This window comes from Lysinibacillus sp. Y5S-8 (assembly GCF_036894365.1).
Lineage (GTDB): Bacteria > Bacillota > Bacilli > Bacillales_A > Planococcaceae > Lysinibacillus > Lysinibacillus fusiformis_D.
Map to the genome: position 1 here is coordinate 51607 of NZ_CP145889.1, position 14154 is coordinate 65760.

Here is a 14154-nt window from a genome sequence, read left to right on the forward strand (position 1 = left end):
ATGTTGACACATTATATACGACATGGTATTATATAAGAGTTGCTGCTGAAACAGCAGTTAACGAAATGAACCTTGAAAACTGAACAAGCAAAACGTAATCAATAAAGTTTTCAGTAACTAACTTCGGTTAATGAACGAAACAAAATTTTGGACATCAAAATGATGCCAGCAAAACAATTTGAGCTATTCAAATTTCTTTTATGGAGAGTTTGATCCTGGCTCAGGACGAACGCTGGCGGCGTGCCTAATACATGCAAGTCGAGCGAACAGAGAAGGAGCTTGCTCCTTCGACGTTAGCGGCGGACGGGTGAGTAACACGTGGGCAACCTACCTTATAGTTTGGGATAACTCCGGGAAACCGGGGCTAATACCGAATAATCTGTTTCACCTCATGGTGAAACACTGAAAGACGGTTTCGGCTGTCGCTATAGGATGGGCCCGCGGCGCATTAGCTAGTTGGTGAGGTAACGGCTCACCAAGGCGACGATGCGTAGCCGACCTGAGAGGGTGATCGGCCACACTGGGACTGAGACACGGCCCAGACTCCTACGGGAGGCAGCAGTAGGGAATCTTCCACAATGGGCGAAAGCCTGATGGAGCAACGCCGCGTGAGTGAAGAAGGATTTCGGTTCGTAAAACTCTGTTGTAAGGGAAGAACAAGTACAGTAGTAACTGGCTGTACCTTGACGGTACCTTATTAGAAAGCCACGGCTAACTACGTGCCAGCAGCCGCGGTAATACGTAGGTGGCAAGCGTTGTCCGGAATTATTGGGCGTAAAGCGCGCGCAGGTGGTTTCTTAAGTCTGATGTGAAAGCCCACGGCTCAACCGTGGAGGGTCATTGGAAACTGGGAGACTTGAGTGCAGAAGAGGATAGTGGAATTCCAAGTGTAGCGGTGAAATGCGTAGAGATTTGGAGGAACACCAGTGGCGAAGGCGACTATCTGGTCTGTAACTGACACTGAGGCGCGAAAGCGTGGGGAGCAAACAGGATTAGATACCCTGGTAGTCCACGCCGTAAACGATGAGTGCTAAGTGTTAGGGGGTTTCCGCCCCTTAGTGCTGCAGCTAACGCATTAAGCACTCCGCCTGGGGAGTACGGTCGCAAGACTGAAACTCAAAGGAATTGACGGGGGCCCGCACAAGCGGTGGAGCATGTGGTTTAATTCGAAGCAACGCGAAGAACCTTACCAGGTCTTGACATCCCGTTGACCACTGTAGAGATATAGTTTCCCCTTCGGGGGCAACGGTGACAGGTGGTGCATGGTTGTCGTCAGCTCGTGTCGTGAGATGTTGGGTTAAGTCCCGCAACGAGCGCAACCCTTGATCTTAGTTGCCATCATTTAGTTGGGCACTCTAAGGTGACTGCCGGTGACAAACCGGAGGAAGGTGGGGATGACGTCAAATCATCATGCCCCTTATGACCTGGGCTACACACGTGCTACAATGGACGATACAAACGGTTGCCAACTCGCGAGAGGGAGCTAATCCGATAAAGTCGTTCTCAGTTCGGATTGTAGGCTGCAACTCGCCTACATGAAGCCGGAATCGCTAGTAATCGCGGATCAGCATGCCGCGGTGAATACGTTCCCGGGCCTTGTACACACCGCCCGTCACACCACGAGAGTTTGTAACACCCGAAGTCGGTGAGGTAACCTTTTTGGAGCCAGCCGCCGAAGGTGGGATAGATGATTGGGGTGAAGTCGTAACAAGGTAGCCGTATCGGAAGGTGCGGCTGGATCACCTCCTTTCTAAGGATTATTTCGGAATACAAACCTAGGGTTTGTAAGATTACGTTTTGCGTTCAGTTTTGAAGGTTCATTCTTCTTGAATGAAAATCTTCAAAACTTGTTCTTTGAAAACTGGATAAAACGACATTGAAATTGTAACAAACACATTTATTTTTTAAGTTTTTTTATAGGCTTAATAACATTAAAAGGTTTCAAGACACGAGCAGTTCTAGGAAGCAATCGAGTGAATGAAGGAGCGTACTTGAGTACGTGACTGATTGAACGAGTGAAGCTGACAACGAAATGTGATGTGTATTGAAAGCTGTTAGGTTAAGTTATTAAGGGCGCACGGCGAATGCCTTGGCACTAGGAGCCGAAGAAGGACGGCACTAACACCGATATGCTTCGGGGAGCTGTAAGTGAGCTTTGATCCGGAGATTTCCGAATGGGGGAACCCACTACGTTTAATCGCGTAGTATCTTGACGTGAATACATAGCGTCTTGAAGGCAGACCCAGGGAACTGAAACATCTAAGTACCTGGAGGAAGAGAAAGAAAAATCGATTCCCTGAGTAGCGGCGAGCGAAACGGGAAGAGCCCAAACCAAGAGGCTTGCCTCTTGGGGTTGTAGGACACTCAATACGGAGTTACAAAAGAGCGAGTTAGATGAAGCGACTTGGAAAGGTCCGCCAGAGCAGGTAAAAGCCCTGTAGTCGAAAGTTTGTTCTCTCCTGAGTGGATCCTGAGTACGGCGGAACACGTGAAATTCCGTCGGAATCCGGGAGGACCATCTCCCAAGGCTAAATACTACCTAGTGACCGATAGTGAACCAGTACCGTGAGGGAAAGGTGAAAAGCACCCCGGAAGGGGAGTGAAAGAGATCCTGAAACCGTGTGCCTACAAGTAGTTAGAGCCCGTTAATGGGTGATAGCGTGCCTTTTGTAGAATGAACCGGCGAGTTACGATTACGTGCGAGGTTAAGCTTTAGAAGGCGGAGCCGCAGCGAAAGCGAGTCTGAATAGGGCGAAATAGTACGTGGTCGTAGACCCGAAACCAGGTGATCTACCCATGTCCAGGGTGAAGGTAAGGTAACACTTACTGGAGGCCCGAACCCACGCACGTTGAAAAGTGCGGGGATGAGGTGTGGGTAGCGGAGAAATTCCAATCGAACTTGGAGATAGCTGGTTCTCTCCGAAATAGCTTTAGGGCTAGCCTCGTGATGAGAATACTGGAGGTAGAGCACTGTTTGGACTAGGGGGCCATCCCGGTTTACCGAATTCAGACAAACTCCGAATGCCAGATATTTATACACGGGAGTCAGACTGCGAGTGATAAGATCCGTAGTCAAAAGGGAAACAGCCCAGACCACCAGCTAAGGTCCCAAAGTAATCGTTAAGTGGAAAAGGATGTGGCGTTGCACAGACAACCAGGATGTTGGCTTAGAAGCAGCCATCATTTAAAGAGTGCGTAATAGCTCACTGGTCGAGTGACGCTGCGCCGAAAATGTATCGGGGCTAAACGATTCACCGAAGCTGTGGATTGACATCTACGATGTCAGTGGTAGGAGAGCGTTCTAAGTGCGTTGAAGTCAGACCGGAAGGACTGGTGGAGCGCTTAGAAGTGAGAATGCCGGTATGAGTAGCGAAAGACGGGTGAGAATCCCGTCCACCGTATGACTAAGGTTTCCTGAGGAAGGCTCGTCCGCTCAGGGTTAGTCGGGACCTAAGCCGAGGCCGATAGGCGTAGGCGATGGACAACAGGTTGATATTCCTGTACCACCTCCTCACCGTTTGAGAAATGGGGGGACGCAGTAGGATAGGGTAAGCGCGCTGTTGGTTATGCGCGTCCAAGCAGTAAGGCGTGTGTGTAGGCAAATCCGCACACTGTAACGTTGAGCTGTGATGGCGAGTCCGTATGGACGAAGTTCCTGATTTCACACTGCCAAGAAAAGCCTCTATCGAGGTGAGAGGTGCCCGTACCGCAAACCGACACAGGTAGTCGAGGAGAGAATCCTAAGGTGTGCGAGAGAACTCTCGTTAAGGAACTCGGCAAAATGACCCCGTAACTTCGGGAGAAGGGGTGCTCTTGAGCGTGCAAGCGCATGAGAGCCGCAGTGAATAGGCCCAGGCGACTGTTTAGCAAAAACACAGGTCTCTGCAAAACCGTAAGGTGACGTATAGGGGCTGACGCCTGCCCGGTGCTGGAAGGTTAAGAGGAGTGGTTAGCGCAAGCGAAGCTGCGAATTGAAGCCCCAGTAAACGGCGGCCGTAACTATAACGGTCCTAAGGTAGCGAAATTCCTTGTCGGGTAAGTTCCGACCCGCACGAAAGGCGTAACGATCTGGGCACTGTCTCAACGAGAGACTCGGTGAAATTATAGTACCTGTGAAGATGCAGGTTACCCGCGACAGGACGGAAAGACCCCGTGGAGCTTTACTGTAGCCTGATATTGAATTTTGGTACAACTTGTACAGGATAGGTAGGAGCCAGAGATCTCGGAGCGCCAGCTTCGAAGGAGGCGTCGGTGGGATACTACCCTGGTTGTATTGAAATTCTAACCCATGCCCCTTAGCGGGGCAGGAGACAGTGTCAGGCGGACAGTTTGACTGGGGCGGTCGCCTCCTAAAAGGTAACGGAGGCGCCCAAAGGTTCCCTCAGAATGGTTGGAAATCATTCGTAGAGTGTAAAGGCACAAGGGAGCTTGACTGCGAGACCTACAAGTCGAGCAGGGTCGAAAGACGGGCTTAGTGATCCGGTGGTTCCGCATGGAAGGGCCATCGCTCAACGGATAAAAGCTACCCCGGGGATAACAGGCTTATCTCCCCCAAGAGTCCACATCGACGGGGAGGTTTGGCACCTCGATGTCGGCTCATCGCATCCTGGGGCTGTAGTCGGTCCCAAGGGTTGGGCTGTTCGCCCATTAAAGCGGTACGCGAGCTGGGTTCAGAACGTCGTGAGACAGTTCGGTCCCTATCCGTCGTGGGCGTAGGAAATTTGAGAGGAGCTGTCCTTAGTACGAGAGGACCGGGATGGACACACCGCTGGTGTACCAGTTGTCTTGCCAAAGGCATCGCTGGGTAGCTATGTGTGGACGGGATAAGTGCTGAAAGCATCTAAGCATGAAGCCCCCCTCAAGATGAGATTTCCCATTACGCAAGTAAGTAAGATCCCTCAAAGACGATGAGGTAGATAGGTTCGAGGTGGAAGTGTGGTGACACATGGAGCTGACGAATACTAATCGATCGAGGACTTAACCAAAAACGTTTGAACCATTCAATGAACCGTTTATCCAGTTTTGAAAGAATAATTTCTTTTATGAAGGGTTTCAAGATACGAGTAGTTCGAGGAAGCAATGGAGAGAGGGAAGGAGCGTACTCAAGTACGTGACTGACTGAACGACAGAAGCTGACGAAGAAATGCGATGTATATTGAAAGCCGACCATAGTCTAGTGATGATGGCAAAGAGGTCACACCCGTTCCCATACCGAACACGGAAGTTAAGCTCTTTAGCGCCGATGGTAGTTGGGGGCTTCCCCCTGTGAGAGTAGGACGTCGCTAGGCAACAAAGTAACCACTGAGAAATCAGTGGTTTTTTTATTTATTTAGAGACCTATAAAATGTTAAAGTTTAATGGAGTGATTAAAACATACAAAGGGGTGCAATGTAATGGCAACTGGACAATATAGTAAGAGTATCAGTATGCAGAAAGAAAAGTTAGAGGAATTTATTCAAAATAAAGAACAATGGGCCGTTTTAATGCCAGGTTACTTACACCACGAATTACTGAATGAAAATGATATGATTTGGGTCTTTCAAGGAGATTTTGGCATTATTCAAAAAGCTGTTAAAGTGGAGCTTAAGGTGAAAAAATCAGATGCTCATCAGATACATTTTGATTTGGAGGGCTTATCCGATCCGATAAATGGCGATGGTTCATTTGAAATAAAACAAAATCAAGATCAATCATTGCAACTTACTGGTAAGTTAACAATGAAGGCTAGCGGCTTTTTAGCAGGAATGATGAATCCAGTTTTAGATAATTTTGTCCCAAGACTAGTGGAGCAATTAGTAAAGGAAATGGCCGTTAAAGTGGTGAAAGAATAGTTTTGTGGAAAAGGGTGGGAGAACCGATTATTGCAGATAACGGCAATAATCGGTTTTTATATTGAATGAGCAAATGTTTTTTTACTAAATGTTCTCTCCTCGATAATGAGGTAAAGAATGTCTGTTTTTTAGTGGCTATTCAAATATCTATTGAAATAGAATGCCGGCGTGACTAAATTATGTTGTCACATAGCCTCTAAACGATGTTTCTTTTGGAGTAAACTCAAAGTAATCTAGATGCAATGGAAACAGAGATAATAAGACATTTTGTTGAAAAATTTTAGTTCAACAGATAAATATGGAGAACCTTGTTGAGGGATAGCTTTTTTATCTCGTTATAATTTCGTATAATTAAATAAGAATCTAACGAAAATGGGTGTTTGTTTTGCAAAAGAAAAAGCCAATTATAGAGGGATTAGAACGTTTTAGACAACAACAAAATATTTCTTTTCATGTCCCAGGTCATAAGCATGGCGAACTGTCCTATCTTCCGCAAGCATTTAAAGATGTTATGCGTTATGATGTAACTGAATTAACAGGTTTAGATGATTTGCATTACCCTGAGGAAATGATATTAGAAGCAGAAAATTTACTTGCAGATACATATGGAGCAATGAAGAGTTTCTTTCTAGTGGGCGGTTCTACTGTTGGGAATTTAGCGATGATTTATGCTACATGTGATAAAGGCGATACCATTATTGTCCAACGTAATGCCCATAAATCAATTTTCCACGCCATTGAACTTGTGGGGGCTAAGCCTATTTTTGTCTCACCAATCTGGGATGAGCGAACGTTAACGGCAACGCATGTCACTTATAAAGATCTTAAAGAAGCAGTGAAAAATTATCCAGAGGCGAAAGCTGTCGTTTTAACATATCCTACTTATTATGGGATGACATCGAATGAAATACAGCAACAAATTGCTTATTGTCATGAAAAAGAAATCCCTGTCTTAGTGGATGAGGCACATGGCGCTCATTTTAATGCGTGTACATTATTTCAACCATCTGCTTTGTCATTAGGAGCAGATGTCGTTGTACAATCAGCACATAAGACATTACCTGCGATGACGATGGCATCCTTTATGCATGTTAAGTCGAAATTAATTGATGCTGACAAAATACATCACTATCTACGTATGCTGCAATCTAGTAGCCCATCCTATGTATTATTAGCCTCATTAGATGATGCTCGCTATTATGTACAGACATATATGGAGAGTGATGGGGCATATATAATAGAAAAAAAGAATCAATGGATTGAAGCATTACGATCAATTGGTTCCTTAGAAGTAATTGAAGTAGATGATCCACTTAAGGTATTGTTACGTGTCAATGGTTATAGTGGTTTTCAATTACAGGAGGTACTAGAAGCTAAGCATGTCTATGGAGAACTAGCTGATGCGAATCAAGTATTATTTGTGTTACCTTTGCTGAAGCAAGGATATCCTTACCCATTTGCTGAAATAAGAGTCCGCATAAAAGAAGCTATAACAATGCTATTAAACACAGCTAAAACGGATAGCATAGCTGCTTCTCAAACAGCCTATCATTTTGTACCTATTACTGAACCTATTTATACCTTTAATGAAATTGCATCATTAAGTAAAGAATGGTTACCATATATGCGTACAATGGGAAGGGTTTCAGCAAGTATGATTATTCCTTATCCGCCTGGTATTCCATTACTTGTCCCAGGAGAAAGAATAACCGTAGCAAAATTAAGTCAACTGGAAGAGCTATTAGCAGCAGGAGCGACATTCCAAGGAAATCATCGATTAGCAGAAAAAATGATTCAGGTCATTAGATAGTTGGAGGCAATAACAGCATGAAAAGCAATTTATTTATTACATTCGAAGGTCCAGAGGGAGCAGGGAAAACAACAATCATTCAAATGATAGCTGAGCGACTAGCAGAAAAAAATATTGACGTTCTAGCAACAAGAGAACCAGGCGGCATCGAAATTGCAGAAAAGATAAGAACAATTATTTTAAATCCTGCACATACAGCTATGGACGAGCGAACAGAAGCATTGTTATATGCTGCAGCAAGAAGTCAGCATTATTTTGAAAAAGTACAACCAGCTTTAGATGCTGGTCAGTTGGTAATATGTGATCGTTTTATCGACTCATCTTTAGCTTATCAAGGTTATGCAAGAGGAATAGGTGTTGATGAGGTACTTTCTATTAACGAATTTGCTATCGGTAAGAAATTACCTGACTTAACTATATTATTTGACCTTCCTCCAGAAGTTGGATTAGCACGTATTCATGCAACTAACAAGAGAGAAATAAATCGTTTAGACGTTGAAAGTTTGCCGTTTCATCAGAAGGTACGTGAAGGATATTTACAACTAGTAGAGCGGTACCCAGAACGTATACGTGTAGTGAATGCAGACCAACATATTGAGCATGTTGTTGAAGATGTATGGTTATTATTATTGGAAGCAATGCACTAAAAGCATGAAGTTGTCCACAACATTGTGATATAATGATACTATCCATTATTTTATCTAATTCAACAGATACCTACTGAATTACGAGTAAGCTTGATAAAATATGGACGTAATTATGCCCAGGTGTAATTAATTTCACATGGATAACAGTCGAAGTATTAATGTTTATAAATGCTTAGGAATAGTATGAAAACCTATTTAGGTGAATCTTATAAAAGGGGTGAGTGCGAATGAAGTTAGTCGTAGCTGTAGTGCAAGATCAGGATAGCAGTCGCTTATCAAATGCTTTAACGAAAAATCAGTTTCGCGCAACTAAATTAGCGAGCACAGGAGGATTTTTACGTTCAGGAAATACGACATTTCTTATAGGAACTGAAGACTCTCTCATACCCAAACTTTTAGATATTATTCGGGATAATTGTCGAGCACGTGAGCAAATGGTTGCACCAGTTTCTCCATTAGGAGGAAATGCCGATTCCTATATACCTTATCCTGTGGAGGTAGAGGTAGGAGGAGCTACTGTATTTGTTTTACCAATTGAACAATTCCATCATTTTTAATAAGTAGCCTCCATTCGTAAGAGGTCGCTTATATTAGGCTTATCTAATGAGCCTGATATTTATCCCAATGCAGGGAGAAATTGATAAAGATAGTGGGGGCGAAACCAGCTTGAAGATTAATCAAGATATACGTGTCGGGTTAAATACAAATCGCAATGAGCCACTACAAAATAATAATCAAAATAACCGATTTGGAGATCTGGTCGTTAAGCAAGGTAACAAGCTGCAAACAGAGCAACTAACACGTTTATTAGGAGATATTTCGAGTGCTGGTGATCGTGTTGCAAGATCACGTAATTTACGGGAACTTGCTAAGTTTAAAATGCTTGTAAAACGATTTCTACAAGAGACAGTAGAACATGGAATGGATTTAAAACAATCACATACATGGAATCGTTTTGGCGAAGGCAGACGATTAAAAATCATTGAAACTATTGATACACGTCTTGTCGAACTTGCCCAAGATCTCTTAGACGAGGAAAAAGAAGCGATAGACCTCCTTGATAAAATCGGTGAGATTAAAGGCTTACTAATTAATTTATATATGTAAAACCCGTGTCTCATTCTCATTTAGGCGCGGGCTTTTTTCAAATTTTGATTTGGCAGCTTGCCATTAAACTAGGAATCACTGTAATGTTTCTTTTCAAAAAGTAAGAATTGGAGACAGTTACGCTTTTTGTTGTAGATACAGGAAGGAATTAAAATGTATGGCCAAGAATGTTGAAGAGCTATTCACGCTACAGCCAGTCGTAATGAAGCAACTTCAAACGATTTTTGACAAAAATAGATTAGCACATGCATATATTTTTGATGGCGAAAAAGGGACAGGCAAGGCAGGTATTATGACCTTTTTTGTCAAATTAATGCTATGTGAGCAACCAAGTGGAAATGTTCCATGTGAAACATGTCGAAATTGCAGACGTGTGGATTCGGGAAATCACCCAAATATTCATCAAATTTATCCAGATGGTCAATTTATAAAAATTGATCAAATGCGAGAACTTATTGGCGAGATGAAAATGATGGGTGTAGAAGAAGGGCGTAAAATCTATGTGCTTCATCATGCAGACCGTCTGAATACAGCATCAGCCAATATGATACTTAAATTTTTAGAGGAGCCGGATGGAGAAGTAACTGCCATATTATTAACAGAGCAAATGCAGTCAATACTTCCAACAATCCGTTCTCGTTGCCAACATATCAAATTTCAAAAAATGCCACGTCATGTTTTGTTGAAGCACTTACAGGACAATAATATTTCGGATTCGATGGCTTCAACCGTAAGCATGATGACAAACGAGCTCGAAATGGCTATATTTTTGGCAAATGATGAGCAGTTTGCACTCGCTCGAAAAACAGTGTTAAAATTAGTGGAGGCCATTCGGCAAAATGTACACGAGGCAATGCTTATTGCACATGAAGAGTGGTTACCACATTTTAAAGAAAAGGGCGAGATGGAGCAAGCATTGGATTTACTACTATTTGCTTACCGTGATATAGTGTCAATAAAAGCTAATCCCGAGGCAGCTTGTACTTATCCAGACATGTTACCACTATTTAAAGAAGTTGCGTTACATTCCACTTATGAGCGACTATCAAGTCAGATGGAATCTATTTTACAAGCGCGCGCCTCTTTACAGCGTAACATGAATAGGACGTTATTGATTGAGCAGTTAATGCTAAATCTGCAGGAGGGATATACATTTGTATAATGTAGTAGGAGTCCGCTTTAAAAAGGCGGGTAAAATATATTATTTTGATCCGGCATCATTTCTACTAGAAGATAGTCAATATGTTATTGTAGAGACAGCTCGCGGAGTAGAGTATGGAAAAGTGGTTGTCCCTCAAAAAGTAGTAGGTGATAATGATGTTGTATTACCACTAAAACAAGTACTTAGACCAGCAGATGATCGTGATCGTATACAAGTAGAGGAAAATGCAGCTGAGTCGAAACGTGCATTTGAACTCGCTAGTACTAAAATTATAGAACATAATTTAGAAATGAAACTTGTAGATGTTGAATATACATTTGATCGTAATAAAATTATTTTTTATTTTACAGCTGAAGGACGTGTTGACTTCAGGGATCTTGTAAAAGATTTAGCTTCGGTTTTTAGAACACGTATCGAACTTCGCCAAATCGGTGTCCGTGATGAAGCAAAATTATTAGGTGGTATCGGACCGTGTGGAAGAATGCTTTGTTGCTCCACATTTTTAGGTGATTTTGAGCCAGTCTCTATTAAAATGGCTAAAGATCAAAACTTATCTTTAAATCCTTCAAAAATATCAGGTCTTTGCGGACGTTTAATGTGCTGCTTAAAGTATGAAAATGATGAATATGAAGAAGCAAAAGAGGGCATGCCAGATATAGGTGAGGTAGCGATGACACCAGATGGTCGCGGGAAAGTTGTAGGGTTAAATGTGCTGGAAAGACTTATTCAAGTATATTTACATGAGCAGGAACGCACAGTTGAGTATACACTAGAAGAACTGCTAGCATGCGAAAAAAATCTTATTTAAGATAGAGAATTTAACGAGGTGGCTTGGGTGAAGGACCGTAATTTCTTGGATACCGTTATGGAGTTCGAACAACAGCTCGAAGCAATGCAGGAGCAATTTGGTGCATTGAAACAATTTGTAGCGTTAATGATGGAAGAGCATAAGGCGCTTGAAACAGAAAATCATCATCTTCGTACACGTCTGGAAGAACTACTTTCTAATACAAACTCCGTACAAGCTGCTGAAGTAAAGAAAGAGAGTCCTCTAGATATAGGTGAAGGTTATGATAACCTAGCTCGCTTATACCAGGAAGGCTTCCACGTTTGTCATGTTCATTTTGGAAGTTCACGTAAAGGTGAAGATTGTCTGTTTTGTCTATCATTTTTAAATAAACAAAATGTGTAATAGAAGGCTGATTCCCACTACGGTGGTATCAGTCTTTTGTTTTGTAGTGTAGGAGGAATAAGCATGGAAAAATGGTTAAAGGATGATGAGCGATTAGACTATTTATTGGCTGAGAATTTGCGTATTATTCAAAGTCCTTCTGTCTTTTCGTTTTCGTTAGACGCAGTGTTGCTTTCAAAGTTTGTCAATATCCCCTATCATAAGGGAAAAATTGTTGATTTATGCTCAGGAAATGGTGTAATTCCTCTCTTTTTAAGTGCACGTACAAAAGGGGAAATTACGGGAGTTGAGATTCAGCCCCGTTTATTTGATATGGCAGAGAGAAGCATCCATTACAATCAACTGGAAAACCAAATTCAAATGATTCTTGGTGATGTAAAAGAAATACCAAAACACTTAGGCATAGAACAGTATGATGTTGTTACCTGCAATCCTCCCTATTTTTTAGCACATGAAGCAAGTGATAAAAATCTCAGTGAACATCATGCCATTGCACGACATGAATTATATTTAACATTAGAGGAAGCCATTCAATCTGCAAGTAAATTATTAAAGCAAGGTGGCAAGGCGGCATTTGTCCATCGTCCAGGTCGATTATTAGATATTGTTACAGCTATGCGAGCAAATCGCTTAGAGCCCAAACGGATGCAACTCATTTATCCGAAAAAAGGAAAAGAAGCCAATACATTATTAATAGAAGGGATAAAAGATGGAAAACCAGATTTAAAAATCTTGCCACCCTTGTATGTCTATGATGGCAATAACGAATATACAGCAGAAGTGAGAGACATTCTTTATGGAAAAGAGCAGTAATCACTACTTTTATGTGCTAGAGTGTGCGGATCAAACCCTTTATGCAGGGTATACAAATAATATAGAAAAGCGTGTTGCTGTACATAACGCTGGTAAAGGGGCAAAATATACAAGAGCTAGAGGCCCAGTGAAATGTATTTATAAAGAAATGTTTGAGACAAAGCAAGAAGCAATGCGTGCTGAATATGCTTTTAAGCAATTAACAAGAATGCAGAAAATAAATTATATAAGGAGGGGTGAATCGTGAAATCACAAAAAAGTACAATACACGATCTGACAGGTTGTTTATATCTGGTAGGAACGCCTATTGGAAATCTAGAGGATATGAGTGTACGTGCACTTCGCATTTTAAAAGAAGCCGATATTATTGCGGCAGAAGATACGAGAAATACAAAGAAGCTATGTAATTACTTTGATATCGAAACACCATTAATCAGTTACCATGAACATAATTTAGCAGTAGGTGGCGAAAAATTATTATCTATGCTTCACGAAGGGAAAACAATTGCATTAGTAAGTGATGCAGGTTTACCTTGTATTTCTGATCCAGGTGCAGACATAGTTGAAAAAGCAATCGCTCAAAACTTTCCAGTTGTGCCAGTGCCAGGTCCCAATGCTGCGATTTCAGCATTAATTGCCTCTGGATTAACACCACAGCCATTTTTCTTTTATGGGTTTTTGAATCGTGGAAAAAAAGATCGACGCCAGCAGTTAGAGCAATTAAAAAAACGTCAAGAAACTATCTTATTATATGAGGCACCTCATCGCTTAAAAGATACATTAAAAGATATGGAAGCAATACTCGGAAACCGTCGCGTTGTCCTCGCGCGTGAGCTGACAAAGAAATTTGAAGAGTTTTTACGCGGCACATTGGCTGAAGCTGTAGAATGGTCGCAAACCCAGGAGATTCGTGGAGAGTTTTGTATTGTTCTTGAAGGCAATAGCTCTGCCGAAGAGGAAGATGAACATGCAAAAGCCTATTGGGAGACAATGTCCATTATTGAACATGTTGATTTCATCATAGATCAATCGAATATAACATCAAAAGAAGCCATTAAGGAAGTAGCCAAGTTGAGACAAGTAGCTAAAAGAGATGTTTATAATGAATATCATAGTCAATAATAGTAAAGAGTTACCTTACTAAGGTAGCTCTTTATTTGATTTTAAATTGATAATAACTGTAAATAATAGTACCCTTAAATAGAAAGGTCTGACATGGACATTATAAGGGGTTCAGAAATTGGGTATAGTAAATTATATAAATAGAAACACCTAAATCATTGTATTTGATTTAGGTGAGCAATCAATTATTTTTTTAAGTTAGATTGGATTTCTTTTACTAACATTTCAGCGCCTTCTGGACTTAAAATTAATTTGCCTCCAACTAGACGGAAGTTATCATCGGAAACTTCACCAGTAACAGCACATGTCATATTAGGCATATATTTTTTTAAGATGATTTTATCGTCATCCACATAGATTTCTAAAGCGTCCTTTTCAGCAATACCTAGCGTACGGCGTAACTCGATAGGAATTACTACACGACCTAACTCATCGACTTTACGAACAATCCCTGTTGATTTCATAATAGA

Annotated in this window: 12 protein-coding genes and 3 rRNA genes; 14 read left to right on the forward strand and 1 reads right to left on the reverse strand. The window is 41.8% G+C overall.

Annotation, left to right across the window (positions count from 1 at the left end; all coding sequences use genetic code 11):
* Positions 1 to 197 precede the first annotated feature (197 nt).
* The 14 genes from V6670_RS00240 to rsmI all read left to right on the forward strand — a co-directional run bounded on the left by V6670_RS00240 (position 198) and on the right by rsmI (position 13684).
* A 16S ribosomal RNA gene (locus tag V6670_RS00240) occupies positions 198 to 1750 on the forward strand.
* 307 nt (positions 1751 to 2057) lie between these two features.
* Positions 2058 to 4985 (forward strand): 23S ribosomal RNA (locus V6670_RS00245).
* Positions 4986 to 5172: 187 nt separating this feature from the next.
* Positions 5173 to 5288 (forward strand): 5S ribosomal RNA (gene rrf / locus V6670_RS00250).
* Together the 16S, 23S and 5S rRNA genes form the textbook arrangement of a ribosomal RNA operon.
* Before the next feature lie 105 nt (positions 5289 to 5393).
* Positions 5394 to 5831, forward strand: coding sequence for an SRPBCC family protein (locus V6670_RS00255; protein ID WP_338652209.1), 438 nt, complete (start codon positions 5394 to 5396; stop codon positions 5829 to 5831).
* Between the two features lie 376 nt (positions 5832 to 6207).
* Positions 6208 to 7641 carry an aminotransferase class I/II-fold pyridoxal phosphate-dependent enzyme gene (locus V6670_RS00260; RefSeq protein WP_338652210.1) on the forward strand — a complete coding sequence of 478 codons (1434 nt, stop codon included), beginning with the start codon at positions 6208 to 6210 and terminating at the stop codon, positions 7639 to 7641.
* A gap of 17 nt (positions 7642 to 7658) precedes the next feature.
* Positions 7659 to 8288 (forward strand): dTMP kinase, encoded by a 630-nt coding sequence (tmk, locus tag V6670_RS00265; RefSeq protein WP_036122276.1) that lies wholly within the window; start codon positions 7659 to 7661, stop codon positions 8286 to 8288.
* 227 nt (positions 8289 to 8515) lie between these two features.
* Positions 8516 to 8845, forward strand: a complete 330-nt coding sequence (locus V6670_RS00270) for a cyclic-di-AMP receptor (protein WP_004229230.1) — start codon at positions 8516 to 8518, stop codon at positions 8843 to 8845.
* Between the two features lie 109 nt (positions 8846 to 8954).
* Positions 8955 to 9395: a YaaR family protein gene (locus tag V6670_RS00275; RefSeq protein WP_141905704.1), complete on the forward strand. Its 441-nt coding sequence runs from the start codon at positions 8955 to 8957 to the stop codon at positions 9393 to 9395.
* Between the two features lie 157 nt (positions 9396 to 9552).
* A complete protein-coding gene (gene holB, locus V6670_RS00280; RefSeq protein WP_141905705.1) occupies positions 9553 to 10557 on the forward strand; it encodes a DNA polymerase III subunit delta' in 1005 nt (334 codons plus the stop codon).
* Entirely contained in the window at positions 10550 to 11365 is an 816-nt protein-coding gene (locus tag V6670_RS00285; RefSeq protein WP_141905706.1) for a stage 0 sporulation family protein, read from the forward strand. Before holB ends, V6670_RS00285 begins: the two co-directional genes overlap by 8 nt.
* Before the next feature lie 27 nt (positions 11366 to 11392).
* Positions 11393 to 11749 carry a DNA replication initiation control protein YabA gene (gene yabA, locus V6670_RS00290; protein ID WP_004229222.1) on the forward strand — a complete coding sequence of 119 codons (357 nt, stop codon included), beginning with the start codon at positions 11393 to 11395 and terminating at the stop codon, positions 11747 to 11749.
* Positions 11750 to 11812: 63 nt separating this feature from the next.
* Positions 11813 to 12562, forward strand: coding sequence for a tRNA1(Val) (adenine(37)-N6)-methyltransferase (locus V6670_RS00295; protein ID WP_338652211.1), 750 nt, complete (start codon positions 11813 to 11815; stop codon positions 12560 to 12562).
* Positions 12546 to 12809, forward strand: a complete 264-nt coding sequence (locus V6670_RS00300) for a GIY-YIG nuclease family protein (RefSeq protein WP_036122300.1) — start codon at positions 12546 to 12548, stop codon at positions 12807 to 12809. The genes V6670_RS00295 and V6670_RS00300 overlap by 17 nt, the downstream gene beginning before the upstream one ends.
* Positions 12806 to 13684: a 16S rRNA (cytidine(1402)-2'-O)-methyltransferase gene (rsmI, locus tag V6670_RS00305; protein ID WP_141905708.1), complete on the forward strand. Its 879-nt coding sequence runs from the start codon at positions 12806 to 12808 to the stop codon at positions 13682 to 13684. Before V6670_RS00300 ends, rsmI begins: the two co-directional genes overlap by 4 nt.
* A 185-nt stretch (positions 13685 to 13869) precedes the next feature.
* Here the strand turns inward: rsmI and V6670_RS00310 are convergent, their stop codons facing one another.
* Positions 13870 to 14148 carry an AbrB/MazE/SpoVT family DNA-binding domain-containing protein gene (locus tag V6670_RS00310; protein WP_004229214.1) on the reverse strand — a complete coding sequence of 93 codons (279 nt, stop codon included), beginning with the start codon at positions 14146 to 14148 and terminating at the stop codon, positions 13870 to 13872.
* Positions 14149 to 14154: the final 6 nt, after the last annotated feature.

Coding starts and splice junctions, on each gene's coding strand:
- V6670_RS00255 (WP_338652209.1), top strand. CDS start 5,394: ATGGCAACTGGACAATATAGTAAGAGTATCAGTATGCAGAAAGAAAAG.
- tmk (WP_036122276.1), top strand. CDS start 7,659: ATGAAAAGCAATTTATTTATTACATTCGAAGGTCCAGAGGGAGCAGGG.
- V6670_RS00270 (WP_004229230.1), top strand. CDS start 8,516: ATGAAGTTAGTCGTAGCTGTAGTGCAAGATCAGGATAGCAGTCGCTTA.
- holB (WP_141905705.1), top strand. CDS start 9,553: ATGGCCAAGAATGTTGAAGAGCTATTCACGCTACAGCCAGTCGTAATG.
- V6670_RS00295 (WP_338652211.1), top strand. CDS start 11,813: ATGGAAAAATGGTTAAAGGATGATGAGCGATTAGACTATTTATTGGCT.
- V6670_RS00300 (WP_036122300.1), top strand. CDS start 12,546: ATGGAAAAGAGCAGTAATCACTACTTTTATGTGCTAGAGTGTGCGGAT.
- V6670_RS00310 (WP_004229214.1), bottom strand. CDS start 14,148: ATGAAATCAACAGGGATTGTTCGTAAAGTCGATGAGTTAGGTCGTGTA.